Annotated in this window: 23 protein-coding genes; 15 read left to right on the top strand and 8 right to left on the bottom strand. The window is 71.2% G+C overall.

All coding sequences use genetic code 11. From position 1 onward, the window contains the following. The first annotated feature begins 388 nt into the window (after positions 1-388). The 10 genes from WMF12_RS36805 to WMF12_RS36760 all read left to right on the top strand — a co-directional run bounded on the left by WMF12_RS36805 (position 389) and on the right by WMF12_RS36760 (position 8,472). Complete coding sequence (locus WMF12_RS36805) at positions 389-577, top strand: hypothetical protein (protein ID WP_437852752.1); 189 nt, start codon at positions 389-391, stop codon at positions 575-577. Further along, positions 574-1,215 (top strand): DUF6345 domain-containing protein, encoded by a 642-nt coding sequence (locus tag WMF12_RS36800; protein ID WP_437852750.1) that lies wholly within the window; start codon positions 574-576, stop codon positions 1,213-1,215. The genes WMF12_RS36805 and WMF12_RS36800 overlap by 4 nt, the downstream gene beginning before the upstream one ends. A 44-nt stretch (positions 1,216-1,259) precedes the next feature. Continuing rightward, on the top strand, positions 1,260-2,348 hold the full coding sequence (locus WMF12_RS36795) for a hypothetical protein (protein ID WP_437852748.1): 1,089 nt from the start codon (positions 1,260-1,262) through the stop codon (positions 2,346-2,348). Positions 2,349-2,357: 9 nt separating this feature from the next. Continuing rightward, entirely contained in the window at positions 2,358-3,128 is a 771-nt protein-coding gene (locus WMF12_RS36790; RefSeq protein ID WP_437852746.1) for a hypothetical protein, read from the top strand. 277 nt (positions 3,129-3,405) lie between these two features. Further along, a complete protein-coding gene (locus WMF12_RS36785; RefSeq protein ID WP_437852744.1) occupies positions 3,406-3,708 on the top strand; it encodes a hypothetical protein in 303 nt (100 codons plus the stop codon). 211 nt (positions 3,709-3,919) lie between these two features. Continuing rightward, positions 3,920-4,729, top strand: a complete 810-nt coding sequence (locus WMF12_RS36780) for a ParA family protein (RefSeq protein WP_437764501.1) — start codon at positions 3,920-3,922, stop codon at positions 4,727-4,729. Continuing rightward, complete coding sequence (locus tag WMF12_RS36775) at positions 4,704-5,537, top strand: hypothetical protein (RefSeq protein ID WP_437852742.1); 834 nt, start codon at positions 4,704-4,706, stop codon at positions 5,535-5,537. Before WMF12_RS36780 ends, WMF12_RS36775 begins: the two co-directional genes overlap by 26 nt. Then, positions 5,534-6,451: a hypothetical protein gene (locus WMF12_RS36770; RefSeq protein ID WP_437852740.1), complete on the top strand. Its 918-nt coding sequence runs from the start codon at positions 5,534-5,536 to the stop codon at positions 6,449-6,451. The genes WMF12_RS36775 and WMF12_RS36770 overlap by 4 nt, the downstream gene beginning before the upstream one ends. Then, positions 6,448-7,755: a hypothetical protein gene (locus WMF12_RS36765; protein ID WP_437852738.1), complete on the top strand. Its 1,308-nt coding sequence runs from the start codon at positions 6,448-6,450 to the stop codon at positions 7,753-7,755. Before WMF12_RS36770 ends, WMF12_RS36765 begins: the two co-directional genes overlap by 4 nt. Before the next feature lie 111 nt (positions 7,756-7,866). Beyond that, positions 7,867-8,472 (top strand): HAD family hydrolase, encoded by a 606-nt coding sequence (locus WMF12_RS36760; RefSeq protein ID WP_437741380.1) that lies wholly within the window; start codon positions 7,867-7,869, stop codon positions 8,470-8,472. Positions 8,473-8,529: 57 nt separating this feature from the next. On the opposite strand, the gene WMF12_RS36755 is transcribed toward WMF12_RS36760, so the two are convergent. The 4 genes from WMF12_RS36755 to WMF12_RS36740 all read right to left on the bottom strand — a co-directional run bounded on the left by WMF12_RS36755 (position 8,530) and on the right by WMF12_RS36740 (position 13,299). Then, entirely contained in the window at positions 8,530-9,927 is a 1,398-nt protein-coding gene (locus WMF12_RS36755) for an MFS transporter (RefSeq protein WP_437852736.1), read from the bottom strand. 209 nt (positions 9,928-10,136) lie between these two features. Further along, a complete protein-coding gene (locus WMF12_RS36750; RefSeq protein ID WP_437852734.1) occupies positions 10,137-11,942 on the bottom strand; it encodes a fatty acyl-AMP ligase in 1,806 nt (601 codons plus the stop codon). Then, positions 11,939-12,205 (bottom strand): acyl carrier protein, encoded by a 267-nt coding sequence (locus tag WMF12_RS36745; protein ID WP_012239660.1) that lies wholly within the window; start codon positions 12,203-12,205, stop codon positions 11,939-11,941. The genes WMF12_RS36750 and WMF12_RS36745 overlap by 4 nt, the downstream gene beginning before the upstream one ends. Positions 12,206-12,309: 104 nt before the next feature. Then, on the bottom strand, positions 12,310-13,299 hold the full coding sequence (locus WMF12_RS36740; protein WP_437852732.1) for a helical backbone metal receptor: 990 nt from the start codon (positions 13,297-13,299) through the stop codon (positions 12,310-12,312). 181 nt (positions 13,300-13,480) lie between these two features. Here WMF12_RS36740 and WMF12_RS36735 point away from each other — a divergent pair, with 181 nt between their 5' ends. Then, positions 13,481-14,947 (top strand): serine/threonine-protein kinase, encoded by a 1,467-nt coding sequence (locus WMF12_RS36735; RefSeq protein ID WP_437852730.1) that lies wholly within the window; start codon positions 13,481-13,483, stop codon positions 14,945-14,947. A 64-nt stretch (positions 14,948-15,011) separates the two neighbouring features. Here the strand turns inward: WMF12_RS36735 and WMF12_RS36730 are convergent, their stop codons facing one another. Next, positions 15,012-15,611, bottom strand: a complete 600-nt coding sequence (locus tag WMF12_RS36730; RefSeq protein ID WP_437852728.1) for a DUF2231 domain-containing protein — start codon at positions 15,609-15,611, stop codon at positions 15,012-15,014. A 482-nt stretch (positions 15,612-16,093) separates the two neighbouring features. Here WMF12_RS36730 and priA point away from each other — a divergent pair, with 482 nt between their 5' ends. After that, positions 16,094-18,559, top strand: coding sequence for a replication restart helicase PriA (gene priA, locus WMF12_RS36725; protein WP_437852726.1), 2,466 nt, complete (start codon positions 16,094-16,096; stop codon positions 18,557-18,559). Between the two features lie 48 nt (positions 18,560-18,607). Here priA and WMF12_RS36720 read toward each other — a convergent pair whose 3' ends face one another. Next, a complete protein-coding gene (locus tag WMF12_RS36720) occupies positions 18,608-19,204 on the bottom strand; it encodes a hypothetical protein (protein WP_437852724.1) in 597 nt (198 codons plus the stop codon). Positions 19,205-19,546: 342 nt separating this feature from the next. On the opposite strand from WMF12_RS36720, the gene WMF12_RS36715 reads away from it, so the two are divergent. Beyond that, positions 19,547-19,993, top strand: coding sequence for a helix-turn-helix domain-containing protein (locus WMF12_RS36715; protein ID WP_437741372.1), 447 nt, complete (start codon positions 19,547-19,549; stop codon positions 19,991-19,993). Between the two features lie 12 nt (positions 19,994-20,005). Here the strand turns inward: WMF12_RS36715 and WMF12_RS36710 are convergent, their stop codons facing one another. Beyond that, the gene (locus tag WMF12_RS36710) at positions 20,006-20,647 is read right to left on the bottom strand and encodes an RNA polymerase sigma factor (protein ID WP_437852722.1); all 642 of its coding nucleotides are present in this window, start codon (positions 20,645-20,647) and stop codon (positions 20,006-20,008) included. 565 nt (positions 20,648-21,212) lie between these two features. Between WMF12_RS36710 and WMF12_RS36705 the strand changes: the two genes are divergently transcribed. Both WMF12_RS36705 and WMF12_RS36700 read left to right on the top strand, forming a co-directional pair. Then, positions 21,213-22,130, top strand: coding sequence for a prephenate dehydratase (locus tag WMF12_RS36705; RefSeq protein ID WP_437852720.1), 918 nt, complete (start codon positions 21,213-21,215; stop codon positions 22,128-22,130). A gap of 283 nt (positions 22,131-22,413) precedes the next feature. Further along, positions 22,414-24,519 (top strand): hypothetical protein, encoded by a 2,106-nt coding sequence (locus tag WMF12_RS36700; protein WP_437852718.1) that lies wholly within the window; start codon positions 22,414-22,416, stop codon positions 24,517-24,519. Positions 24,520-24,564: 45 nt separating this feature from the next. On the opposite strand, the gene WMF12_RS36695 is transcribed toward WMF12_RS36700, so the two are convergent. Continuing rightward, positions 24,565-25,242, bottom strand: a complete 678-nt coding sequence (locus tag WMF12_RS36695) for a 2-hydroxychromene-2-carboxylate isomerase (RefSeq protein ID WP_437852716.1) — start codon at positions 25,240-25,242, stop codon at positions 24,565-24,567. Between the last annotated feature and the right edge of the window lie 623 nt (positions 25,243-25,865).

The raw sequence follows: 25,865 nt of genomic DNA, 5'->3' as shown, positions 1-25,865 counted from the left end.
CTCGCAGGCCGCCCGCCGTGACATGTCACACGCGGGTGACACGTCACACGCGCGTGTGACATGTCACGGCGCCGCTCCTCGTGCTCACGCGGCGTGAGCTCCTCGCTTCGTAGCGTGGGACGTTCGCGTCCGGATCGCGGCTTTGCCGGTGCCGGCGAGGTTTTTCTTCACGAGAGCCGATCTGCCGGACGAGGACTTCGCACGGCGTGTGGCGATGGCAAGCCGCTTGCTTTGTTCCGTCCAGAACAGCCGTCGCTGTCTCGCACCTGGGACGAGAAGAGACGGCGCGCCTTCTGGCGCATGCATCCGATGGGCTGTGCCGGCGCGCCCGGCCTCCATGGCGGCTGCGTTTGTCCTTGGATCAGCTGGATTGGATCGAGGTGGTGAAATGACACAGGCATCGTGGAAGTTGATATCTAGATTTTTTGGTCTATCGCTGCTCGCCGCGGCCGGATGCACCGTCGAGGCGGTCGGGGCACCGGAGGAGCTGGGCGAGGCGCCGCAGGCATCTGTCAGTCAAAAGCGGTTCGGCGCGTGGTGCCAGGAGACCTTCGAGAACGGTTGGCAGGACGAGTGATTGACGCGTGGGATCGCTGCTCCGCGTTCAACGACGAGCTCGACGATACCGATACCAAGGTCTTTTACCAGAACCTCCATGGTGCCAAGCCCTACTGGGAGGGGGCGTCCGACCAGGTCTACATCGAGGACGTGGACCTCATGTTCGCCAATACCCACGGCGGCGGCTGGTTCGACTCCGCGGTCTACGCGATGTGGGACGACGGCGATCTCGTGCACTCGACGGACCTGCGATGGGGGAACGAGGGGGTTGGCCTGAGCATCTTCGCCTCGTACGCCTGCGAGACCTTGAAGTACTCCGATAACCGCACGTGGCAACGCTGGAACGTGGCGGTGAAAGGCGGGCTGCGCATCATCCTGGGCAGCCATGACGAAGTCTGGAACTCTGATACGACCGACGAAGTCGGAGAGGATTTCGCCGACAACATCCAGGGCGGCCAGTCGCTCAGGAACGCGTGGAAGGACGCGCTGAGCGACTGGTACTACGACAACGACGCCGCCGCCGTCTCCTTCGGCAATAGCCTGGCGGACTGCGAGTCTCGTCGCGACGGCATGACGTGGAATAACTACACGTCTTTCCCGAGGCGAACGGACGGGAACGTGACCCACTGGTGCTACGTGGCCTGGGAAGATGTTTGATTGACGCCGGCTGGTCTAGAGGAGGAGCTACAGTGAATCGACAAATGATGAAAAGGTCAGCGGTCGCGGCCCTGGTCGCGTCAATCGCGGTGCTGTCGTCCGGCGCTCAAGCTCGTGAGAGCGCGTACCGGGCGGAGCTCGGGGCTCGCTCGCGCGCGAGCGGGCTCGGCGCCAAGACGGTGGAGTTGCTGCAGCGCCTGCCCGGCAGGGGCAATGCTGAAGTGGCGAGCCTCGTGACGTCCCGGCTGCGAGCGTCGGCCGGCGTCCTGCGGCTCGCGGAGGGGAGCGAGCAGCAGAGCGTCGACGGGAGCCGCCTGCAGGTCACCTCGACGAGCGGGTGGTCCATTCGAGTGAGGGAGGATGGCACCCGGGTGGAGTTCGATAACCGCGGTTATCTGGAACAGGCGGCGGCGAGCAAGGTGGCGGTGAAGGACCGTATCTCGCACGAGGAGCTCGAGCAGATCGGCAAGAGCTTCATTTCGAAGACGCTCGCCGGCCTGATCACGACGAAGGCCGGCGAGGAGCTGGTCCCGCTGAAGAGCGAGTACGAGGTCCACGGAGGCGGTGAGGGCGCGGGGCCCAAGCAGTACGAGAACGTCGCGGCCAACACCATCATCTTCGGACGCACGGTGAACGGGATCGCCGTCCTCGGCGCCGGCTCGAAGATCGCGGTGACGTTCGCCAACGATCGCACCCCGGTGGCGTTCTCCTACGACTGGCCTGAGTACGCCGCGCTCGGCGAGCGGCAGGACGTGCACGACATGCCGGTCATCAGCGAGCGCGTGTCCGCTCTCGCGTCCATGCGCTTCGGAGCGTCGGAGGTCGAGGTCAAGCGGTTCGAGTGCGGGTACTTCGATCGGGGAGCGAAGAGGAAGCGAGACGTGGCCGCGCCGATCCAGGCTGCATGCGTCGTGCACTACGTCGGCCGGCGGCAGGTCCAGGAGGTCGCCGCGCACCGTGCAGCTCCGGAGAGCGGAGCCCTGGTCACGGCGATCTCCGACGCCATCCCCGTGGGGGCTCATGTGCTGGAGGACGCGGCCTGGCCTCACGCTCAGGCGCTCAGGAAATACGGGGACGTGTGCGCGGTCTCGGAGATCTCCGACGCCCTTCTCCCCGACCAGTCTCCGCGTTAGGGTGACCTCATGAAGAACCGGTGGACGGCGGCGGGTATGGTTATCTATGGCTGTTTGGCCGGCTGCGGTGGTGCTGAAACGCCGCAGGGAGACTGGAAGCAGGTGCTTGCGTCGCTCGATGGCGAGCCGGCGACCTTCTCCCTCTCCTACAGGGCCGAGCCGCCGGATGGAGCGATCGTGCGCGCTGCCGTTCATCAGGGGGGGATCGACGCGCCGTGCAGCTTGTACTCTGGATCGGAGACCACCAAGGGGGACTTCTGGTATCTATCCGTCACGGCGAACAGCGCGCGCTCCGGCGCGTTCAACATCGTCCCGCAGATGAGCGGAGGGGACGGCTTGCCTGAGCACAGGGACAGCGCGCTCGTGCGCTTGATCGATGTGCGCGGCTGGGAGAAGAGGCGGGTCTACACGGCGCTTTCGGGGACGGTCACGTTCGCGGACGTCCCGCTGGACCTGGAGGAATGGGCGGAGGGGCGGCCGATGGTGATGGACATCTCCGCCTCGTTCCCGGACGAGCCCATGCAGAGCCTCGGCTGCTCTGGGGGAGGGAGCGGCGACGGGAGCATGTCTGTCCATCAATGCGAGTGCGGCAGGGACGACGGGACGACGGTCACCTGCACGCCGGATGTGCCAGGACAGGACTGCTGCCTGCGCGAAGCCGGTTCGGGCGCGGGACCGCAGGTCCGGTTGAACGCGGTAGCCCAGCAATGCCCAGACATGTGCAGCTTCACCGATCCGGGGCTGGCCAGGCACTGCCGGGCGCTGAAGGATGGTAACTGAGAGTCGGGTGAGCGTGAGGCCTTGGCGGACCGTCTTCGCTCGCTCCTTGTGCCGGTACTGCCAAGCGCTGAAGAAGACCCTAACCACGCGTCAGGTGAGCATGAAAATTGGGTGGAGTGCCATTGCTTGCATTTGGGTCGTCGGTTGCGGCGCGGGTCCGTCGGAGGGAGACGGCTCCGCGGGAGGGTCGAGCCGCTGCAATGGCGGATGTGAGCGCGACATCTGGCCGAGGCTCATCCTCGGGATCAGCGGCTCGACGCCAGAGGCGGAGCTCGACGTGGTCGTCCTGGCGGAGGGAGACCGCTCGGGGGAACGCGAAGCCCACCTGCGAGGGTGCCCGACGTCGCTCCCGGCGCGGCATCTCTGCTCGTACGGCATACTGGCGAGCCCGGAGGACAGCACGATCACGCTGACCCTGACCCTGAAGGGCAGCGGGGCCTCGGAGGAGGTCGTGATCGACCTCGCGGAGTATAACTCCTGTGGTCGACAGATCAGCTATTTGCTGGTCGAGCATGACGGAGCTTCGCTGAAAGTCGGTGAGCCGACGCTGATCTCCCCCTGTCAATCGATCCCCGAGTGAGCGCGCGCACCGGCCGGCGCCGCCCCCGCGGGCGTGGCCGGTCCCGCCCAGCCACCACGGCGCACGAGAGCCGACCACCGCAGGTCGGTCATCGAGGCAAGGACGCCGGCGATCTCCACGAGAAGGTGGCCAAGTCGAGACTGGTTTCGGGCGGCTTCCGTCCTGTTAGGATGCCCCCCGGGCGCCATGACAGCGCGCCGTCAGGGAGTCCATGCACGTCATCGCGGTCGCGAGCCAGAAGGGCGGCGTCGGAAAGACCACGATTTCCCTCAACCTCGGGCTTGCCCTCGGGCGCGCGGGCAACCGCGCGTTGATCCTGGAGCTCGACGCGCAGGGGAGCCTCGGGCTGTCGCTGGGCCTCGCGGATCGCGCGCGGCCGGGCGTCGCGGAGCTGCTCACGGGCGCCGAGCGGCTCGAGTCGGTGCTGCTCCGGACGCGCGAGCCGCAGCTCCAGGTGCTCACCGTCGGCCGGGTCGATCCCACGACCGTCGCTGGCTTCGAGGACGCGCTCGCCCGCGGGCCCGTGCTCCCGAGCGTGCTCGCGCGGCTCTCGCCGGACTTCGACATCGTGGTCGTCGATTGCCCCGCGGGGCTCGGCAAGGTCACGACGCGGGCGCTCGAGGTGGCGACGCACGCGCTCCTGCCGCTCCAGGCCGAGCCGCTCGCGCTCCGATCGGTCGGCCAGCTGCTCGCGGTGATCGATCGCGTCCGCGCCGAGAAGAACCCGCACCTGTCGCTGCTCGGCATGGTGCTGTCGATGTTCGACCGGCAGGCGTCCGCGTCGCTCGACGTCGCCGAGACGCTCTGGACGAAGTTCCCCGACGGGATCATCCTCGACACGGTCATCCCGCGCGACGAGGCGTTCCTCGAGGCGTCTCTCCGCGGGGCGCCGCTCCTGCTCATGCAGAAGCGCCCTCCGCCGCTCGCGCGCGTCTTCGATCAGCTCGCGAACGACGTGCTGGTTCGCCTGGACCCCACCTCGCCGGACGATGACGATGGCCCGATCTCGCTCCTCCTTTGATGTCGACGGCGCCGTCGTCACCGCGGCGGCGCTGGTCAAGCGGTCGAGGTCGCGGAGGCCGCGGGCGGCGTCGGTCGCGCCCGCGGCCGAGCCGCTCGTGTCGTTCGAGTCCCGGCCGCCGTCCTCGCGGGCGGAGCCGGAGCCGACGTCCTCGTCGCCGCTCTCGCCGTCGTTCGAGGAGCTCGCGCCCTCGAGCGACCTCCTGCCCCTGTCGGGCGCGGGCGTAGGCGGCGAGCTCGGGCTCCGGGGCGCGCTGCCCTCGTCGGCCGACGACGTCGACTCGCGGCGCGGCTCGCCGCTCGACCTGCGGCCTCTGGGCTCGCCGCCCTCGTTCGCGGCGGCGCGCGAGCCCCTCGAGGAGCGGCTCGACGGCGCCATCGAGGCGCTCTCGGCGGGCCGCGCGCCGCGCTTCCCGGACCTCGCCGCGGCGGGCGGGCCGGTCGCGCGCTGCGAGCGGGTGATCGAGTGGATCGCCGAGGCGACGAGCGCCACGGACGTGTTCCTCGCGGACGCGGCCGGGCTCCCGTTCGCCGGCGCGATCCGCGACACGGAGGCGAGGCTCGCCGCCTCGGGCCTCATCGCGTCGGCGATCGGCTCGCTCGTCGCGGCGCTGCCCGGCGCCCCGTCGCAGCGCTTCGAGCTCTGCGTCGGCGACGGGCCGTTCTTCCAGCTCATCGGGTTCCAGGTGCGCTCCGCCGCGTACATCGTCGGCCTGATGCGCCCGGGCCCGCTCACGCCGCGCGAGGCGCACGCCGTCCGGATCGCGTGCCGGCACGCGATCGACGCCGCGGTCGGGGTCGTCGGGTGAGCGCGGAGCACGGCGAGCCCTCGTTCGGTCGTGGCGTCGCGGCCGGCGCGGGCGCGCTGGACGACGACGACCCGCTCGCGCCGATCGCGCTCGACGGCATCGGCTACGGCGTCGGCGGCCTCGACGCCATCGTCGTGTTCCACCTCGGCGACGCGCGCGTCCACGCCGTGTTCGTCCGCGAGGGCGCGGCCCTCTCTCCGAGCGACGTGGCCGCGGGGCTGCGCGACGCGTACCTCGGGAGCCAGCTCGCCGCGCAGCGGCTCGTCCCGGAGCGGGAGGGCTCGATCCGCCCCGCCCGCAGCCGCGGCGCGCGGTCGTCGAGCAAGCCGCCGCGCTCGCAGGGCCGCTCGGAGGATCTCCCGGACCCCGTGGTCACGCTCGAGCTGAGCGGCCGGACCGTCCTCCTGCGCCGCGTCCGCGCGTGCGTCGTCGCGAGCCTGTTCGACGGCACGATGCCGCTCGGCATGGCGCGGCTCGTGGCGCAGCGGCTCGCCGCGACGCTCGCGCCCGAGCTGCCGCTCGAGGAGCCGCCCGAGGAGATGCTGAGCGACCCGTCGGGGCTCTTCGAGGAGCCGCTCAGCGCGGACACGGTGGACGATCTCGTGCGGGGCGTCGCGCGATCGGCGCCACCGAGGGGCTCGTCCAGCATCCCGTCGCGCCGGACGGGCGGGACGCCGCCGCCCGTCGATCCGCCGTCGGCCGAGGTCGCGCGGATCCAGCGGCTGCTCGCGCTGCTCGAGGCGCGCGCGCCGGAGCCTCACGTGGCGCGGCTCCGGCTCGCCCTGCGCGCCGGGCTGACGCCGCTCGCGCTCGAGCACCCCGACGGGCTCGGCGCGGAGGCGATGGTGCTCGTCGAGACGGCGGTCGCGGACATCCTCGGCCTGGAGCGCGCCGCGCTGCGGAGGCTCCTGTGACGGCGCTCCGGCACGGCCTGCGGGGCCGCATCGACGGCCCGCTCGGCGATCTGGTCGGCCCGATCGTCCCGCACGGGCTGCTCCATGTGGCGGATCAGCTGGTGATCGCGCACTCCCACCACTTCGCGCTCTTCCTGGAGCAGACGATCTTCGACGCGCTCGGCGGGGAGAGCCGCGGCGTGCGCCGGCAGGCGGCGTTCGAGGCGGCGCACGCGCTGCTCGGGCCGCTGTACGAGGACCGCCACGGAGCGTCGCCGCGGGAGAAGCTCGAGCTCGCGGGCGAGCTGTTCGCCGCGATGGGGCAGGGGCGTCTGCGGTTCGAGGTGAGCGCGGAGGGCGGCGCGGTGCACGCGGACTCGCTCTTCCACGGGACGAGCTTCCTCGCGAAGTACGGCGGTCGGATCCAGAACCGGCTGGCGGTGGACGCGTTCGCCTCGGGCTACTGCGCGGCCGCGGCGAGCCTCGCGTTCCCGTCCGACTGGGGGCGGCTCGACGCCGACGAGGTGACGTGCGTCGCGCGGGGCGACGCGACTTGCACCTTCCTGCTGACGCGGCGGTCGGAGCGGCCGCGCTTCGGCGAGGCGCTGACGCGCAAGCAGATCGAGTCGGCGCGGGTGCGCTGGGAGCCCGAGGGCGGGCCGCTCTCGCGGGCGCAGCGCGTCGAGGGCGCGATGCTCGAGGAGCTCGGGGCGCTGCGGTCCGACGAGCGCGGGCTCATCTCGGCGTACGGGGTGAACCTGGCGCTCTTGCCGGTGGGGTACATCGATCAGAAGACGTTCGACACGGTGCACCTCATCGAGCGGCGGTCTCCCGAGCTGGTCCCGGGGTTCGAGGCGCTCGTGCGGGAGGCGGCGCAGACGGGCGCGTTCCACCTGCTCGGGGGGATGCTCTCGTCCTCGTCGTTCGAGGCGGCGTGCGGTCCGGTGGGCAGGGACCAGCACGAGCGCCTGGAGCAGCTGCTCGGGCTCGCCCGCGCGCTCGGCTGGGGGGCGCTCTCCGCGCCGGAGTTCCAGCCGGGCCGGGCGCTCGTGCTGCGGGCGCCGATCACGCACGAGAGCGCGTATTACGCCATGAAGCACGGGCCCACGGCGCGGGGGCGGCTCCTGTTTCAACAGGGGACGGCGCTCGCGATCATGCAGCTCCTGCACCGCGTCGATTTCGGGACGGTGCGGCCGATCGACGCCGAGACCTATGGCGGGCTGTTCAAGATGGGGACGCGGTTTCGCGTGCAAGAGACGAAGTCGCCGCTCAGGGGCGATGGCGCGTGCGAGGTGCGGGTGGAGGCGGTCGAGGACAGGTGGTGACGATCTCGTTCGCCCGCGAGCAAAACGAAGCCTGAGGTTTTGAACGGCGAGCTCTCCGGGAGGGCCGGCGCACCAGCGGGAGGCCTGCCGATATGCTACTAGGTGCGGCCTATGCCAGGACTTGTATTCCCCTCAGGCTCGTTTGTCGCTTATCTCTTTGATTGCGACGGGACGATCGCGGACTCCATGCCGGTCCATTACCAGGCGTGGCTCGAGGCGCTCGCCCCGCATGGGTGCGAGTTCTCCGGCGAAGATTTCTACGGCTGGGCGGGGATGCCGACCGACCGGATCGTCGAGCTCCTGAACGGGAAGTACGGGCTGCGGATGCCGGTGGCCGAGGTCTTCGCGGCGAAGGAAGCGGCGTACCACCGCCTGATACCGACGGTGCGAGGCGTGCCTGAGGTCGTCGCCGCGCTCCGCGACGCTCCTCCGCGCGTGAAGCGCGCCGTCGTCTCGGGGAGCCCACGGGCGTCCGTGGAACGGACGCTGGAGTTCCTGGGCCTCCGCGGGTACATCGACGTGGTCGTCGCGGCGGAGGATTACGCGCGGCCCAAGCCGGCGCCCGACCCGTTCCTCGAGGCGGCGAAGCGCCTGGGCGTCGAGCCCGCGCGGTGCCTGGTCTTCGAGGACGCCGCGCTGGGGATCCAGTCCGCGCAGGCGGCGGGCATGCCGTGGGTCTTCGTCGATCCCCGGGCGCTCGCCGCCGAGCGTGGGTGAGTGGGGCGGAGAGGGCCGGCGGGGGATACCTCGCCTGGCTCGCGTGGAGGCCGCGCGTCAGTGGGCCGCCGCGCGCCGCTCGGGCCGCGCGTTCCACACCCGCGTCGCCAGCGCGAAGCCGACGAGCGCGACCGGGAGCATGGCCGCGGGCCACGGCATCCAGTTCCCCGGGTCCTTCGCCGCGTCGCCCGAGGGCAGGATGCTCCCGTAAAGGAACGATTGCGCCGCGGTGCCCAGGTAGACGAAGCCGTCGATGATGCCAGTCGCGACGCCGGCGTTCTTCCTCCCGCCGAAATCCATGCTCGCGGTCCCGGACAGCATGCCGTGGACGCCGATCACGCAGAGGGACATGAACACGACGGTCCACCCGGCGATGGGGAAGCTCAGCGTGAAGAGGACGATGACCGCGCCGAGCACGAGGCCTGCATACAGCACCGAGGCCACCGGGCCCCGGCGCGAATCGAAGACATGATCGGAGATGAAGCCGGCGAACACGCCGCCCAGGATGCCGGCGATGCAGAGGAGCACGCCCCAGTGCGCCGACACGAAGCCCTTGAGCCCGGTCTTGTCGGCGAAGACGAGGTACCACTTCATGACGGCGTTGCGGAGGAAGCCGCTGCAGAACTCGATGGCGACGATGATCCAGATGACCCGCTGCGAGAACATGCGCCGTGCGACCGCGATTGCCCCCAGGCGCCCGCCGGTGTCGCCCGAGGACGCGTCAGCTGTGTCGAAGTCCTGGAACCCCGCCTGGCCCGGCGTGTCGCGGATGAGGAAGACGTCGAGCACCAGAAAGCCGAGCAGCAGCAGGGCGGGGACGTGGAACACCCACGGCATCGGCAGGTGCTTGGCGATGAATCGACTCCAGTCGTAGGCGAAGTAGAGCCCGAGCGAGATCAGGATACCAAAGACGCCGCCGAGCATCCCGCGCTCGCGGACGTGGAACCAGGGCGCGTTGACCTTGACGATGGATACGGCGCCGAAGCTCTGGAAGTACATGTTGGCGGAGAAGAGCACCGTCATCGCGGTGATGGCGGCGCTGTGGTCGAGCCGCCCTTCCTGGGCGAGGCGGACGGCCACGCCCATCAGGACGTTCATGAGCGCGGATCCGCCCGCGGCGATCAGGATGGTGGCGCGCCCGCCCCAGCGGTCGGTGAGCGGCCCGTTCAGCAGGAAGGCGACCCCATAAACGGCCGAGCCCCAGCCGTCGATGTTCCCGAACTCGTGCTTGCTGACGAGGTGCAGCGCGTCGAGCTCCGGCGCGTTGGCGGAGAGGTTGTACCGCCCCATGTAGAGGAAGGCGTACGTCAGCCCGAGCGGAAACCAGTTGAAGAACCGCCGGCGCCGGAACTCCTCCGAGTGCCCGAGATCGATCTTCGGCAGCCGCCGCATGACGACCGCGATGGCCGTGAGCAGGAGCAGGATCGGCAGCAGCTGATTGAGCCACACGGGCATGGACGCCCTTCGACGATAACGGCCCCCCGCACGAGCGGCCATGCCTTCGCGCTTCCCCCGCGCGCCCGCTCGCTCGAACTCCGTCCGTGAGGTCGAAGCGCGTGCAGTGACGTGTTGCTGTCCTGAGAGCTACCCGCGAGAGCCGCGGTCAGCTGCCGTAAGGCAGCCCCGGAGATCTCCAGGGGGCCCCTTCCGAGCCCCCTCCAGGATCATCCCCCCCGCCCGCGGAAGATCGCGTGGCGGAAGAAGTTGATCTGGCTCTTGGCGAACTCCTTCGCCGCGTCCAGCCGGTCCCCTTCGCGCGACGAGCTGCGGATCAGCAGCTCCCCGTTCTCGTAGAGCTCCCGCGTCTTGCTCCGCTGGAGCTTCCCGCTCGAGGTCTTCGGCAGGATGCCCGCCCCGACCGCCACCACGTCATCGACGGTGAGCCCCATGGCCTGCTGGACGACGCGGCGCACCTCGCCCTTCAGCGCCTGCTTCTCCTGATCGTCCGACGCCGGGGTCTCGAAGACGATGACCACGCGCTCGCGGTCGTTGTGCGGCTTCATCGTCCCGAACGCGATCACGTTGCCCTTGCGGACCCCGGAGACGCGGCTCGCCTCCCACTCGAGATCCTGCGGGTAGTAGTTGCGCCCGTTGACGATGATGACCTCCTTCGAGCGCCCGCAGATATAGACCTTGCCCTCCGCGAGGTACCCGAGATCGCCGGTCCGCAGCCAGCCGCCCGCGAACGCCTCCTTCGTGAGATCCGGGTCGTTGAAATAGCCGGGCATCACGCTCGGGCCCCGCAGCCGGAGCTCCCCGACCTCGCGATCGCCGAGCGGGCGGGCGCTCTCCGCGTCGTCCGACGCGAAGACCGCGATCTCGTGCCCCTCGAACGCCGACCCGCACTGCACGAGCGACGACGCGCCCTCGCCGTCGGCCGGGACGGGCGTCGCCTTGCCCTCCTTCCAGAGCGTCTCGCCGTCCACCGCGTCGGTCTGCAGCCCGGCCCCGAGCGCGCTGAACGACACCGCCAGCGTGCTCTCGGCCATCCCGTACGAGCAGACGAACGCCTTCTCGTCGAACCCGACCGGCGCGAACTTCTCGGCGAACGCGCGCAGGTTGTCGGCCCGGATCGGCTCGGCGCCGCACCCGGCGACCCGCCACGTCGAGAGATCCAGCCCCGCCATCTCCTGCTCTCGGATCCGCTTCACGCAGAGCGCATAGGCGAAGTTCGGGCCGAACGACACGTTGCCCCGGTGGCGCGTGATCGTCTCCAGCCAGCGCACCGGGCGCTTCAGGAAAAGGAGCGGCGGCAGGAACGTGATCGTGTTGACGTAGTAGAGCGGCGCGATCACGAAGCCGATGAGCCCCATGTCGTGGTAGAGCGGCAGCCACGACACGCCCGTGTCGACGGACTCGCGCACCGCCAGGCCGAGATCCACGATCGCCCGCACGTTGGACGCCAGGTTCGCGTGCGTGAGCACCACGCCCTTCGGGCGCGACGTCGAGCCGCTCGTGAACTGGAGGAAGCACACGTCGTCGAGCTCGACCTTGACCGGCTTGAGCTCCTCGCGGGCGCCCCGGAGGCCCTCCACCGCCACGATCTGCTCGAGCTCCGGCGCCTGCGCCTGGATCGTGCCGAGCATCCGCTTGATCTCGGCGCTCGTGAGCAGCACCTTGGCGCCGCTCTTCGCGACGATGTGCAGCGTGTTCTCGAGGTAGCCGGTCAGCTTGCCGAGGCCGGTCGGCGGGTAGATGGGCACCGGGATGACGCCCGCGCGGATCGCGCCCAGGAAGGCGAAGATGAAATCGGCGTTGTCCGGCAGGATCAACGCGACGCGATCGCCCTTCTGGAGCCCGAGCGCCTGGAGCGCGCCGCCGAAGCGCGCGCTGGCCCGCTCGATGCCCCCGTGCGTGAAGAACGGCTCGTTCTCGCTGGACTCCTCGATGAAGCGATAGCCCGTCTTCGTGCTCGCCGCTGCGTCCTCGATCGCCTGCGCGACCGTCCGCGGTTTCCAAACAGCCGTCATCCCGAGAGCCTTCCTTCGTTCTTGAGCCGGAGCTCGATGGCCTTGACGACGTCGGCGACCGTGTCGACCTCGCGCAACATGTCGTCGGGGATCGAGAGGTCGAACTTATCCTCCATATCCGCGACGATCTCCATCACTCCCAGCGAGTCGAGGCTGAGGTCGGCGACGAGGTGGCTCGACTCCTCGATCTTTACCTCGCCGGCCGTGTGTCCTTCCAGGAGCTGGATGATCTCTGCCCGCAACGTCTCCCGTGTCCACGTCATCCTACGTTCCTACCCTAACTGCGGCGTGGCGAGGAGGGGCTTGCTCGGCCGCAAGGCCGCGGGAATTCGGCGTCGCACCCCCTGACCCGACGCTCGCGCGTGCATCAGGGACGGGCGGCGTCGACGATCTCGCGCAGCCGACTGAGCCCCTCGAGCGCCCGCGCGCCGTACCACATGAGGTCCTTGCCGTCGCACCTGATCACGTGGCCACGGCGGGCAGCGGGGATGTCGAGGGAGCGAAATATTGCCGCGTCGGCGTCGGTGAAGGCGTGCGGCTCATCGGGCAGCAGGACGAGCTCCGGGGCGCGGGCGATCACCTCGTCGAGGGTCACGCGGGGGTAGCGGAGGTCGCGGCCCTGGACGCGCTCGGGGGGCAGCGGCGGCGCCTTGCCCAGGTCGGCCGCGAGCGGGTAGCGCCGGGGCCGATCCTCGAAGACGTTCTGCGCGCCCACGAGATCGAGCACGTCGGAGAGGAACGTGTCGCCGTGGACGGTCATCAGCGGGTCCATCCAGATGGGGACGAAGGCGCGGATCGGCGGGCGCTCGCGGCGCCGCGCCTCGGCCGCGGCGTGGGCGCGGTAGGCGGCCGCGACCAGCTCGCGCGCCGCGGCCGCCGGCGGCTGGCCCGGGGCGCCGTCGGCCGGGGTGGCGGGCGCGCCGGGCTTCGCCGCGGCGTGCCCGAGCAGGCGCGCCAGCCGGGCGAGGTGCGCCACGCCGTCGGCGACCCGCTTCGGGAACGAGACGAGCACCCGGAGCCCCGCGGCGTCGAGGCGCTCGATGTCGCGCTTGCTGTTCTCCTCCTGGTTCGCGACGACGACGTCGGGGTCGAGCGCGGCGATGCGGTCGACGTCGGCGTCCTTCGTGCCGCCGACGAGCTCGATGCCCTCGACGTCCTCGGCGGGCGCGACGCAGTAGCGGGTGCGGCCGACGAGCCGATCCCGGGCGCCGAGCCGGAGGAGCGAGTAGGTGTCGCTCGGCACGAGCGAGACGATGCGCCGCGGAGGGGAGCGCCACTCGTGCTTGCGCCCCCGGTCGTCGACGATGCGGATGAACGACCCGGCAAAGGCCGGTCCCCAGCCTGTGCTGAACGCCATGCGCCGGATGTAGCCCGCCGCCGCGCGCGCTGCACGTGAACTGACGTGAACTGACGTGAACTGACGTGAACTGACGTGAACTGACGTGGACTGCGCCGCGCCTGAGCTGCGCGCCCCAGGGCCTGAACAGCGCCGCGTCCACTTAGTTGGCCCGCCCGGGCGAAGTCTGCGACGACGGCTCGTGCAGATCGATCGCCTCGATGTGCGTCGCGGAGGCACGCTCCCGTACCCGCCTTCCGGCCTGCCCGCTCTCCCCCTCGGCGCCGCGCGCGAGGAGACACCCCGCCGCCGCGCGGCGCCCCGCGGGGGGCGGCTGCTGCCGTGCCAGATCGGCCGCTACACGCTGTTCGATCACATCGGCCAGGGAGGGATGGCCGATCTCTACCTGGCCCGGGTGCGCACGGACCTCGGCGCCGCGCGCCTCGTCGCCATCAAGGAGGTCGCCCCGAGGTTCGCGCACGACCCGCGCTTCGTCGAGATGCTCGCGAGCGAGGCCAGGCTCGCGGCGGGGCTGCGCCACGCGTCCATCGTGCAGGTCGAGGACCTCTGCCGCGAGGACGGCTCGCTCTTCATCGCGATGGAGTACGTCGAGGGCCTCGACCTGCGCGAGCTGCTCCGCCGCTGCGCGCGCCAGAAGGTGAAGTTCCCGGTCGCGTTCTCGCTGCTGATCATCGCCGAGGCGCTCCAGGCGCTCGCGTACGCCCACCGGAAGGGCGTCGTGCACCGCGACGTCTCGCCGTCGAACGTGCTCCTGAGCTTCGAGGGCGAGATCAAGCTCTGCGACTTCGGCATCGCCCGCGCGCACGAGCGCTGCGGAGCCATGGACGAGGCGCTGCAGGGCAAGGCCGGCTACATGAGCCCCGAGCAGGCCCGGGGCGAGGCGCTCGACGCGCGATCCGACGTCTTCGCGGCGGGCATCCTGCTCTGGGAGCTGCTCGCCGGCCGGCGGATGTACAGCGCGAGCCCCGGCGCCGCGCTCTCCAAGGAAGCGGCGCGGGGCGATCTGCTCGAGCTCGCGCGGCGCGCGTCGATCCCGCCGCTCGTGGAGCGCGGGCTCCCCGACGAGGCGGCGCTCCACGCGATCGTGGCGCGGGCGCTCGCGGTCGCGCCCGACGAGCGCTACCCGAGCGCGGCGGCGATGCTCCAGGACATCGCCGCCTACGCGGCGGCGGCCGAGCTGACGGCGAGCCCGCTGCGCTTCGGGGCGTGGCTGCGCGACAACTTCGGTGCGGAGCTGGTCGCGCCCCGCCGGGCGCGCGAGCGCGCGGTGCGCGCGCTGGAGCTCGGTCCGCCTGCGGTGATCGAGCCGATCGCGGCCGCGGCCATCGCGCCGAGCGCGAGGGAGGCCGTCACGCCGAGCGCGATGGACATCGGCGCGCAGGGCGCGATGGCGATGGCAGCGCCGCCGGCGATGGCGATGGCAGCGCCGCAGGCGATGGCGGCCGCCGCGCTGCCCGCGAGGGCGGCCGGCGCGCAGGTCGCAGAGCCCGCCGCGCTGGCCCTGGCCGAGCCGCCGCCCTGGGCCAGGGCGCAGCCTCCGCTCGCTTGCCCGCAGCAGCGCCGGCTCGTGCCATGGCTCGTGCACTGCGCGCTGCTGTTCGCCCTCGCCGCGCTCGTCATCGCGGGCTGCTATCTCGCGGCGCGCTAGCGCCCGCTCGGTCGAGGAGAACGTCGTATCTCGCTCCCGTCCGGCGCGCCGGCGCCGGTCGCCGTCAGCCCGCGTCGGCGATCGGCGCTTCGGGCACGGGCACCTGCATCTCCGGCCTCCGCTCGCACGCGTCGTTGCCGATGCCGACGCCGTAGCGGTAGATGAGCTCTCCGCCGAGCCAGCCGCTTGCCCCCGCGAGGCCGAACCCCGCGGTCGACAGCGCGATCCCGAGCGGCCGCAGCCCGATCGCCCGGGAGGCGAGCGAGGCGCCGTACAGGCCGGCGATCGCGAGGTTCACGGCGCCGTGGACGAAGCCGATCCGCTTCGCGGGGCCGAGGGTGGTGCTCCAGTCGGCGAGCCCGGCGAAGGTGGCCACGAGCGCCCCGCCGAGGCCGATGGCCGCGGTCGCGTCCGCTCCCCGATGGAGACGACGCCGCCTGCGGCCGATGCCGGCGAGATCGAGCACCAGCGCGCAGGACCAGGCGCCGATGGGGATGGTCACCAGCACCGGGTGCAAGGGGTGCCCGAGGAACTTGCCATGCAGCACCTTGGCGACCGTGGGCGTTCGCCTCAGGACGGATTGGATGCCGCGCTGAAGCGGGTCGGCGATCCGGTCGATCCAGTCCTGCTCCTCGATTCCCCCCAAGACTGCGGTTCCGATCATGTTCCCCCTCCTCCGAGGCGCGTGGCTGCGCGGATTTCCAGCGCATGGCGCCAGTCCCGCCGACCGTCCAGTGGTGAACCCCTGACCGGATCCCGAGCAATCGGCGGACCCCGCGGGAGCGGGTCGGGTGTTCCCATCCCCCTCCCGCGGCGCGTGCCTCTGTGACGCTCGAGCAGGCCGCGCAGTTCGCTTCTGCAATGATGTTTTGCCGAAATTTCAGGTTCGAAATCAGCGAGCGCCCCATCTGAAGTGAAATACGTTCGAATCGCGAATCCCGCGGATGGCATGGACGGTGCTCTATGTCCGGCCAGCGCTGCCGGCGCGGCCTTCCCCCCCCCCCCGAGGCCCCGGCGGCGCTTTTTTTTGGAGTCTTTCCTTTGCGGGCCCGGCGCGGCGCCCGCGCGCACGCCCTGCGTTCCTCGTCCTGGGCGGCGTTCTCTGGTATCTCGCCCGTGCCGCGCCACGCGCGGCCCTCCGGAGCGATGCCCCTCCTCGCCGATGTCGCGGTGCCCGTCCCGCTCTCGCAGGCCTTCACCTACGAGGTCCCTGCCGCGCTCGCCGGCGAGGTCCGACCGGGGGCGCGCGTCCTCTGCGAGTTCCATCGGCGCAAGCTGCTCGGCGTGGTGCTCGCCGTCAGCGAGCGCAGCGCGGCCATCGATCCGTCCAAGATCAAGCCGCTCGCGGCGCTCGTCGACGCGCGTCCGGCGCTGCCAGCGGAGCTGCTCGCCTTCCTGCAGGAGCTCGCCGCCTACTACTTCGCGCCGATCGGCGAGGTGCTCCGCCTCGCGCTGCCGGCGATCGAGCGCGAGCAGGTGCGCGCGCTCAAGGCCCAGGGGGAGCTCGACGGCGTCCTCGACCTCGGCCGCTCCAAGCAGGTCGGCGGCCGCAAGGTCGCGTACGCGAGCGCGACCGACGTCGTCGAGGAGCCCGGCACGCTCCGCGGGCAGGCCGCGGCGGTGCTCGCGCTGCTCCGGGCGAACGGCGAGCAGCCGGTCGCGCGGATCGAGGAGCGCTTCGGCAACGCGCGCAGCGCCCTGAAGAAGCTCGCCGAGCGCAACCTCGTCGCCCTGGACGAGCGCGAGCCGCCGCGCGACCCGTTCTTCCGCCGCGCCGAGGAGCGCGACGTGCCCCCCGAGCTCAACGCGGCGCAGGCCGAGGCCGCGGCGCGCATCGACGCGGCGCTCGCGGCGCTCGCGCCGTCCGGGGGAGGGGAGCACCCTGCGATCGCCCAGCAGGAGCCGCGGCCCGCCGGGCAGGAGCCGCGGCCCGCCGGGCAGGAGCCGCGGCCCGCCGGACAGGAGCCGCGGCCGAGCGCGTTCCTCCTCTTCGGCGTGACAGGCTCCGGCAAGACCGAGGTGTACCTGCGCGCCATCAAGAGCTGCCTCGACCGGGGCCGCGGCGCGCTCGTCATGGTGCCGGAGATCGCCCTCACCCCGCAGCTCGTCGCGCGCTTCCGCGCCCGCTTCGGCGACGAGCTCGCCGTGCTGCACAGCGGGCTGAGCGACGCCGATCGCCACGCGATGTGGGCGAGCCTCCACGTCGGCAAGGTGCGCGTCGCCATCGGGGCGCGCTCCGCGCTGTTCGCGCCGGTGCCGGACCTCGGCCTCATCCTCGTCGATGAGGAGCACGACGGCTCGTTCAAGCAGGAGGAGGGCGTGCGTTACCACGCGCGCGACATGGCGCTGCTCCGCGCCCACCGCGCGGGGGCGGTGTGCGTGCTCGGCTCCGCGACCCCTTCCATCGAGTCCGTCGCGCTGGTGCGCCGCGGCAAGCTCGCCGAGCTGCGCCTGCCGGACCGCGCGCACCGCGAGGCCAGCCTCCCCGAGGTCTCCCTCGTCGATCTCCGCCGCTTCCGCGCCGGCCCCTCGGGCGATCCGCTGATCTCCTTGCCGCTGCACCGCGCGCTCGAGAAGACGCTCGCGGCGAAGGAGCAGGCGATCCTCTTCCTGAACCGCCGCGGCTTCGCGCCGAGCGTCGTCTGCGGCTCGTGCGGGACGCTGACCACGTGCGACGCCTGCTCGGTCGCGCTGACGTACCACCGCGGGCGGCGCCGCGACGCGCGCCCGCCTTCGCCGGGCGGCGCGCCCGCGCCCGCGGCGCCGCTCGACGAGCGGCCGGAGGGGGGGCGGCTGCGCTGCCACTACTGCGACTATGCGGGGCCGCTGCCGGACCGCTGCGGCGCGTGCGGCGCGCGGAACCTGCTGCTCGAGGGGCTCGGCACCGAGCGGCTCGAGGCCACGATCGCTGGCTCGTTCCCGGAGGCGCGCGTGGCGCGCCTCGATCGCGACGTCGCCGGCAAGGATCGCTCGCAGGCGATCCTCGCGAGGATGCGCGAGGGCAAGATCGACATCCTGGTCGGCACGCAGATGGTCACGAAGGGCCATGACCTGCCCAACGTGACGCTGGTCGGCGTGGTGAACGCCGACGCCGCGCTCGGGCTGCCCGACTTCCGCGCGGCCGAGCGCGGCTTCCAGCTGCTCGTGCAGGTGGCCGGGCGCGCGGGGCGGCGCGACCGCCCCGGCCGTGTGCTCATCCAGACGCGCAACCCCGAGCACCCGGCCATCGCGTTCGCCGCGGCGCACGACGTGCCTGGCTTTCTCGAGCGGGAGATCCGCGACCGCGAGGAGGTGGGTTATCCGCCCGCCACGCGCCTCGCGCTGCTCCGGATCGACGCGGTCGATGAGAGCGTGGGGCGCGGCGCCGCGGCGAAGCTCGCGGCCCACGCCCGCACCTGCCCCGAGGGGGTCTCCCGGCGCGTCGAGGTGCTCGGCCCGTCGGCGGCGCCGATCGCGCGGCTGCGCGGGCGCTACCGGTTCCGGGTGCTCCTCCGGGCGCGCGATCGCGGTCCGCTCCGGGGGGCGCTCGCGGCGCTGGCCGGGCTGATAAGGGATGGCCTTGACCGGAACGCCCGGGTGATCATCGACGTGGATCCGGTCGCCATGCTGTGACGGGTGATCCCTGGGAGACGGGCGCGCTCGCCGCGCCAGCGACGCTCTCTATCCAGATCCACGCGCGGTGAGGCCAGGCGCGGTGAGCTCGCCGAGCTCGTCGCGCGACGCGCGCGAGAGCCGCTCGAACTCCGCGCCCAGCCAGTCGAGGAACGCCGCGTCCCACGTCGGCCCTTCCGGGCGGGACGCGACCGCCTCGGCGAGCTCACGGTCCCAGCGGCCGTAGACGTCACGGAGGAGCGCGTGCGCCCGGCGGCTCTCGGCGGACGCAGGATCCGTCTGGCCGTCCGTGCGCTCGGCGAAGGCGTCCTCGCAGAGAAAGTAATTGCATGTCGCGGCCCGCCGCTCGGCGGGGACGGAGCAGCCGCGCGCGCCGTGATAGACGCACTTCGATTGCCGCGGGGCCGTGCGCTCCTCCCGCTTCCGCACGCGCCGGAGCTCGAGTCCGCGGCTCACGGGGAGCAGGTTGCCTGCGGCGATCTGCTCGAGCAGCCAGCCACGGCCGTCGAGGGAGACGATGCGCCCGATGTCCGTCCAGTCGAGCTCGGGCGGGCTGACGCAGCACCCCGCGGGGCCCTGCGGGCACTGGGCGCACAGCGTCGAGTGCAGCCGGGTGTGCTCTCCTGAAAGCTCCAGACGGATCATCGAACCCCTTGCCGTCCCCCGAAGGCGCCGAGACACGCGCTCGAACCAGCGCACATCCCGCCAGCGGACTCGCCAGGAATGACAGAAGCGCCCCGCGGCTGCAACCGACGCAACCGACGCAACCGACGCTGACCCCGCGTCGATCCGAGCTGCGGCCAAGCGCCCCTCCTCACCGGCATAGCGATCGAGAGGCGCGAGAACTCGCACTCCCGGGCGCTCTTGGAGGAGCTGAATCAGTTATAGTAAGTAACGGACATCGACGTGCGCCCCCGCGCGAATGCAGGGAGAAGCGTGCGATCGTCCTTTTCCGGCCGCGGCGGGAGTTGATAGGCTGCGCCGGCCATGAGCGATGCGCTTCCCAAGGAGGTCGGTCGAGCCATTCGCGTGCTCCGGCAGCTGCACGGGCTCACTTACGCCGAGTTCGCCGAGAAAGCGCGCCTCTCGGCGACCTACCTGCGGCAGGTCGAGCGCGGCGAGCGCGATCTCGGGCTCGGCGCGCTGGCGCTCATCGCACAGGGGCTCAACTGCGATGCTCGGCTCCTCCTGCCCGGCGACGGGAGGAGCCCGGTCTCCGCGGTCGTCGCCGATCGCTTCGATCGCGCGCCCGAGGCTCTCCAGGAGGCGCTCCTCTTCCTGTTGATCGAGCCCGACGACTCGCCGAAGAAGCAGGCCATCCTCGCGCTCATCAACGAGGATCCGGAGCGCGCGCGGCTCCGCTCGCGGCCTCGGTCCGAGGAGCGCGGGTCGCGCGGCTCCGCTCCCTCGTCATCGAGCCGGCGCGGGCGATGAGCCCCTGAGCCGTCACGTCCGCGCGGAGCAGCCCGCGACGCGAGGTGGCCCAGCGCCGGACTCCGGCCGGCCGCCGCCCCGCGCCTCTGCGCCGGGCATCGACGCGAGGCGCCGCGTGGCCAGCTGCTGAAACGCGGCGAGCGCCCGGCTCCGCCGCTTGTACGCCGTCGAGAGGGGGACTCCCGCCCGGCTCGCGAAGTCCGCCATGGGGACGCCCTCGATGTCGTGGGCCATGAGGATCGCGCCGAACTCGGCGTCGAGCTCGCGCAGGACCGCGCGCGCGAACAGGCGATCGCACGCCGAGATGATCTGCTCCTCGGCCGAGGGCTCGTCGAGCTCTGCGTCGAAGTCGTCAGGCAACGGCTCCTCCCTCCGGCGCCGCTCGCGCAGCCCGTAGTGGGACGCGGCGTGGACAGCGATCTTGTTCAGCCAGCGGTCGGACGGCCCGAGCTCCGGATCGTAGTTCCCGAAGCTCTCATGCGCCGCGAGCATCACGTTCTGGGCGATGTCCCAGCGATCCCGGCGCGGAACCCCCAGGAGGCGAAGCCATCGCCGCACGAGCACGATCGTTTTCTTGTTGAAGATCCGCCAGTAGGCCCCTTCTCTGTCGTTCGGCGGCCCTGAACCGTGGCCTCCACGCCCCGTTCCCGACATCGCGTAACGATCGTTATCACAAGAAACGGAACTTGCAAAAACTGGTCGGGGCCATCACAGGCGAAATTCGATCGAAAAAGTGGTCGAATGTATGGACATGTGGTCGTCTCCTGCGCCACCCTCCGCATGCGCAACTGCGCGCATGCAGGCCGAATCGCTCGGGAAAGCGCCGCTTGACGATGGTTCTCGGGATGTAACGATCGTTCCTCACCCGAACCGCCCCAGGGGGCCTTCCGGCATCGTCGGCCACGATGGTGCTCCCGCCCGGCTGCTGGGGTGCGATCGACGCACGGGCCGGCTCGGCGGCTGCCCGGTGCACCGCGGCGGCGGGCGCCTCCTCGCGCGGGCAGGCGAGACAGGCGAGACAGGCGAGACAGGCGAGACAGGCGAGACGCGTGAGACGCCGCCGCTTTCCTCGCTGGACGCCGCCGCATCGCGCCGGTAGACAGGCGGCGCTCGATGCACAGCTTCCATCGAAGGATGCCGGCCCCACGGCGGAGCGGCGCGCCCTGCGGGGGGCGTGTCGCGACCGTCCGCGCGGGCGCTGGCGAGGCGCCCGTCGCTCATGTCGGCTGACGCGGGGAAGCCAGGGACGGCGCACGGCGACGACGCGGCGCCCGCGGCGAGCGACGCGGCAGGGGCCCCGGCGGCGCGCCAGCGGGTCGCCTACTTCGGGCGGCCCGGGACGTTCAGCCACGAGGTCGCGTCCCGGCGCTTCGGCGCGAGCGCGGAGCTCACGCCCCGGCGCACCATCTCGGAGGTGTTCGACGCCGTGGCCGGCGGCGCGGCGACCTACGGCGTCGTGCCGATCGAGAACGCGGTGGGCGGACCGATCTACGACACCGTCGATCAGCTGATCCGCCGCGAGGGCACGGGCGCCGCGCTCGTCGTGTGCGAGGAGCTCTCGCTGCACGTCACGCTGTCGCTCCTCGGCAGGGCGGGCGTGGCGCCGAAGCGCATCTATTCGCACTTCGTCCCGCTCAAGCACTGCGGCGACTGGCTGCGCGAGACCTACCCTGACGCGCAGATACTCGAGGCCGAGAGCACCGCCGAGGCGGTCGAGCGCGCGGCGCAGGACGGCGAGGCCTGCGCGATCGGCAACAAGGGCGCGGCGGCCATCTACAAGCTGGAGATCCTCGTGCCGAAGCTCGGCGCGAAGGGCGAGAACATCACGCGCTTCTTCATCGTCGGGAAGGCCGCGGAGCCGCCGGCCTCGGGGGGGCGGACGCTGCTCCTGTTCGGGCTGGACCACCGCCCGGGCGCCCTGGTCGCGGCGCTCTCCGCGCTCGGGAGACACCACATCAACCTCACGCGTATCGTCTCTCGCGCGCTGCCGGACAGCCCTGAAGAGTACCTCTTCCTCGTCGAGTGCGAGGGCAGCACGGAGGAGCCTGCGTTCAAGGAAGCCCTCGCGTTGCTCGAGCAGCACGCGACGGGCGTACGCTCGCTCGGCTCGTTCCGCGTCAGCCAGAAGTACGAGTAGGCGCCCCGGGCCGACGCGATGACGATCGCCGATCCGCGCGGGCGCCGCGCGGCGCGGCCGGTGCGTCGGATGACCGCGAGTCCACCGCGGCGGACGCGCGCCAGCCGCTCGTCGCGTGGGCGCCCCCACGCGCGGGGACAACAACGCCGCTGCGAAGCTGGGAATATCTTCGCGCGGGGTATCCCGCGTGACTCATACGCTCTTTTCAATAACCAGTTACCCCTCGCCTGTGACTAGAACGCTCGACAGGTGCGGTCTCGCACTCCTCACTAGGCAGGGTGGCATGGATCTACATTGGCGATGGCTCTTCGTGGTGGTGCCGGCGCTCATGGGTTCTCTGGAAGCGTGTGGTGTGGACCCATGGGATTCGGAGTTGACGGTCGACAGCGAGATGCAGAGCGGCGGGGCGAGCCAGAAGCGCCTCCCCGTCGGCGCGAGCTGCAGCTGCGATGCGGACTGCGACGGCGAGGCGGCCGTCTGCATGCTCGGCATCTGCATGCAGCGCGCGGAGGGGCTGTGTACGGCGCCGAACAGCGAGCAGGGCTGCGCGCCCGGCTCTCGCTGCTTCAACACGGACATCCTGACCGACTCGGGGGTGTGTTATCCCCTCTATGATCCAGAGACCTGCGATGGCGTGCAGAGCCGTCATGGCCTGTGCTCTCCTCGGCGCGGCGACGGGTGCAACGCGGCCTGCGGCGCGGCGTGCGCGGAGGATACGGTCGGCGCCGGGGAGATCGGCGCGGCCTGCGACGCCGACGAGGCGTGCTCGCTGCGCGGCGCGACCTGCTATCGTGACGAGGATCCCTCGGCGCCGAACGGCTGGGTGGAGGGGTACTGCCTCGCCTTCGACTGCGAGAGCGATGACGAGTGCGGGCCAGGCGCGGGCTGCTTCCCCGCGGCGGAGGGCGGCTCGCCGGTGTGCATGAACACCTGCGGCAGCGATCTCGACTGCCGGCCTGGCTACGTGTGTCACACCGTCGACGGCGAGGGCAGGTCGGCCTGCTTCGCCGGCTGCGACGGCGCGTCGACCTGCCCGGAGGGCACGACCTGCCTCGGGGAGCTCTGCGTATCGGACGATGTCGCGTGCTCACCCGACGTTCCGTCCGGCTGGTGTCCGGAGGGCAGCTCCTGCGATGGCGGCGAGTGCCGCAAGGGCCCCTCCGCCTGCGGCGCCGAGGGCGACGCCCTCGAGCCCAACGACGACCTGGGAGCAGCGGTGACAGCGCCCATGGGCGTCACGAAGGACCTCACCCTCTGCGAGGGGGACGAGGACTGGCTCAAGATCGTGGTGCCCGAGCGGACCATCGTCCGCGTGGGCATCCGGTTCCGTCAGGCCGCCGGGGACATCGATCTGGTGGTCTATGACGGCGTGGGCCGCCTGCTCGGCTCGCGCGACGGCGCGCAGTACCCGTACGCGTACCGCGATCAGGAGACGGACACCGAGTTCTACGGGTTCTACTCCGAGCGGGGTGGCGCCGAGTACTTCGTCCGGGTCGTCGGCCACGACGGCGCGCAGAACGTCTATGGCCTGGACGTGACGTCGACTCCGTATGTCGACGGCCCGAGCTGCGTGGACGCCGGCTTCTCGTTCGACGAGTGCGCCGGCTTCGGCGAGCGTGGCGGCGGGCTCTTGCCGTTCCCGTTCCCCGACCCCGACGACTCGGTGGTCGGCGGCGGCTACATCTGGGAGACGTTCAGCAATTACCGCTTTGCTCGGCGCGAGCTCATCATGCTCGTCCGGGACGCCCTCGCGGAGACGCTGCATGCGTTCCCAGGCACGACGCCGCTCTCGCTGATCGACGTCTGCCAGATCAACGGCGTCACGCCCGGCTACGACGTCGACAGCCCGCGTCACCCCGAGTCGACGCACGACCAGGGTGGCAACATCGACATCGCCTATTTCCAGACGGACGGATCGAACGATGGGGAGATCATCTGCGGAGACGGGTCGAAGCACGAGGACGGGTACTGCTCTTCGGCGGCGAAGCGGAAGCACATCGTCGACCTCGAGCGGGAGGCGTTCTTCATGGCCAGGCTGTTCCGCTCGCCCCGCACGCGCGTCATCGGCGTGGACAAGGTCATCGCGCCGTTCCTGTCGAGGACCGCGGCCAAGCTGAACGCCCTTCCGGCCCGGGATCGGCGGAAGATCACCGACGACGAGCTCGCGAGCTTCTCGGACCGGATGGCGTACGGCGAGGGGTGGCCGTATCACCACCACCACATCCACCTCAGCATGGACTGGTGGCCGAAGAAGACCGCGGCCGGCGGCGGCATGTCGGAGGCGTCGTTCGCGGCGCCGCCCGCCATTTATCGTTCGCCAGCGCTCGCGGCCGAGCAGCGGATGGTGTGGCCACCGCGGCCCGACCGCGGTCGTGCGATGAACGACTAGGTCCGGGCGGCGTTCCAGGGCCTGCCCCCCGGCAACCGGCGGCGCTCAGCCATCGCCTTCGGAGCGCACCTTTCGCCGGTCGGCTCCGCGGGGGCGCTCGAGCGCCTCGCGGACGCGGGCGTGGTCGAGCGGGTCGCGGCCGTCGAGGGCGAGCTCGATGTACTCCATACGGTCGCTCCCCCAGAAGAGCTCGTCGCCCAGGAAGGTCGTCGGCACGCCGAATACGCCCCGGCCGACCGCGCGTGCGGTGCTCTCCCGGAGCGCCTCCTTGGCGGTCGGCGCCGACGCCCGCTCGATGAGCGCGCGGCTGTCGAGCCCCTCGCGATGGAGCGCGGCTGCGAGCTCGTCCTGCGAGCCGAGATCGATGCCTTGCCCCCAGCCGGCCCGGAAGATGGTTGAGACGACCCGGCGCTGCTCCGCGCCGGCGACCTCGCGCAGCGACAGCCGCAGGGCGAGCAGCGGGTTGAAGGGGTGGTACTTGGGACAGGCGAGCTCGATGCCGTGGAGCCGCGCATGGCGGAAGGCATCCTTGTAGGCCCACTCGCGCTTGGGCGGGATCTCGGCGGGCCCGAGCTGGCCCCAGTGGTCGAGCAGGCCGGCGAAGAGCACCGGGTGCACGTCGAGCTCCGCGCCGTGGCGGTCGCAGATCTCCTGGATGCTGAGCCAGGCGAAATAGGCGTAGCCCGAGATGTAATCGAAGTAGAAGTCGACACGGTCGGCCATCGCGGGGTCCTCAGGTGCTCGTTGAACGTGCGCTGCGCTGCGGGCCCTCGGAGGAGCCCTGGCGCGATGTCAAGGTCCCTCAAAAGCTGGTGGTGGTCAAATCAGACTCCCAACGAGGCCGCGCCATCTTCGCCGCCCGTGATCATCTGTCTTCCATCGTGCGCGAGCGCTAGATCCCACACGCGGCCATCGCGGGTCGGCGAGCCTTGAGTGACGGGGGACGGCTCCTACGGACCGAGCCCCGAGAACGCATCGTGCTCCGCTTGGTTGACGAAGGCGAGCCGGTCATCCAGTACGCCCGGATCGTGACGACGGCCATCGAAACCGGGTTCTCGGAGCTCTGTCTAGGCTGCAAGCACATTGTAAACGTCAGGTGCTGGCGTCGCTTGCGGTAGAGCCCGCCTTCCCGGCTTCTCAGGCGACAGAAAGTTCCTTAACCGCGTCGATGCGCGTGAAACAGCGGAGGATAACTACATGAGGGCGGGAATGTAGGATCAGCTCGGGTCCCGTCTTCCACGCTCCGCGCCGCCATGCTTTAATGCCGCCGTTCTTGGGAAGATGCTGCCGCCTTTTCGGCGCCTTGTCCGGACGGACAGGTCATCGACCACCTGAGGAGAGTTTCT

Source organism: Sorangium sp. So ce363, from assembly GCF_051520435.1.
Classification (GTDB): domain Bacteria; phylum Myxococcota_A; class Polyangia; order Polyangiales; family Polyangiaceae; genus Sorangium; species Sorangium cellulosum_B.
The sequence above is the reverse complement of the archived record's forward strand: the minus strand, read 5'-3'. Positions and strand labels throughout refer to the sequence as shown.

What these genes read in the sequence shown, in the direction of transcription:
- WMF12_RS36805 (WP_437852752.1), top strand. Translation starts at nt 389, where the DNA reads ATGACACAGGCATCGTGGAAGTTGATATCTAGATTTTTTGGTCTATCG.
- WMF12_RS36795 (WP_437852748.1), top strand. Translation starts at nt 1,260, where the DNA reads ATGATGAAAAGGTCAGCGGTCGCGGCCCTGGTCGCGTCAATCGCGGTG.
- WMF12_RS36790 (WP_437852746.1), top strand. Translation starts at nt 2,358, where the DNA reads ATGAAGAACCGGTGGACGGCGGCGGGTATGGTTATCTATGGCTGTTTG.
- WMF12_RS36780 (WP_437764501.1), top strand. Translation starts at nt 3,920, where the DNA reads ATGCACGTCATCGCGGTCGCGAGCCAGAAGGGCGGCGTCGGAAAGACC.
- WMF12_RS36775 (WP_437852742.1), top strand. Translation starts at nt 4,704, where the DNA reads ATGGCCCGATCTCGCTCCTCCTTTGATGTCGACGGCGCCGTCGTCACC.
- WMF12_RS36760 (WP_437741380.1), top strand. Translation starts at nt 7,867, where the DNA reads ATGCCAGGACTTGTATTCCCCTCAGGCTCGTTTGTCGCTTATCTCTTT.
- WMF12_RS36755 (WP_437852736.1), bottom strand. Translation starts at nt 9,927, where the DNA reads ATGCCCGTGTGGCTCAATCAGCTGCTGCCGATCCTGCTCCTGCTCACG.
- WMF12_RS36750 (WP_437852734.1), bottom strand. Translation starts at nt 11,942, where the DNA reads ATGACGGCTGTTTGGAAACCGCGGACGGTCGCGCAGGCGATCGAGGAC.
- WMF12_RS36745 (WP_012239660.1), bottom strand. Translation starts at nt 12,205, where the DNA reads ATGACGTGGACACGGGAGACGTTGCGGGCAGAGATCATCCAGCTCCTG.
- WMF12_RS36740 (WP_437852732.1), bottom strand. Translation starts at nt 13,299, where the DNA reads ATGGCGTTCAGCACAGGCTGGGGACCGGCCTTTGCCGGGTCGTTCATC.
- WMF12_RS36730 (WP_437852728.1), bottom strand. Translation starts at nt 15,611, where the DNA reads ATGATCGGAACCGCAGTCTTGGGGGGAATCGAGGAGCAGGACTGGATC.
- priA (WP_437852726.1), top strand. Translation starts at nt 16,094, where the DNA reads ATGCCCCTCCTCGCCGATGTCGCGGTGCCCGTCCCGCTCTCGCAGGCC.
- WMF12_RS36720 (WP_437852724.1), bottom strand. Translation starts at nt 19,204, where the DNA reads ATGATCCGTCTGGAGCTTTCAGGAGAGCACACCCGGCTGCACTCGACG.
- WMF12_RS36715 (WP_437741372.1), top strand. Translation starts at nt 19,547, where the DNA reads ATGAGCGATGCGCTTCCCAAGGAGGTCGGTCGAGCCATTCGCGTGCTC.
- WMF12_RS36710 (WP_437852722.1), bottom strand. Translation starts at nt 20,647, where the DNA reads ATGTCGGGAACGGGGCGTGGAGGCCACGGTTCAGGGCCGCCGAACGAC.
- WMF12_RS36705 (WP_437852720.1), top strand. Translation starts at nt 21,213, where the DNA reads ATGTCGGCTGACGCGGGGAAGCCAGGGACGGCGCACGGCGACGACGCG.
- WMF12_RS36700 (WP_437852718.1), top strand. Translation starts at nt 22,414, where the DNA reads ATGGATCTACATTGGCGATGGCTCTTCGTGGTGGTGCCGGCGCTCATG.
- WMF12_RS36695 (WP_437852716.1), bottom strand. Translation starts at nt 25,242, where the DNA reads ATGGCCGACCGTGTCGACTTCTACTTCGATTACATCTCGGGCTACGCC.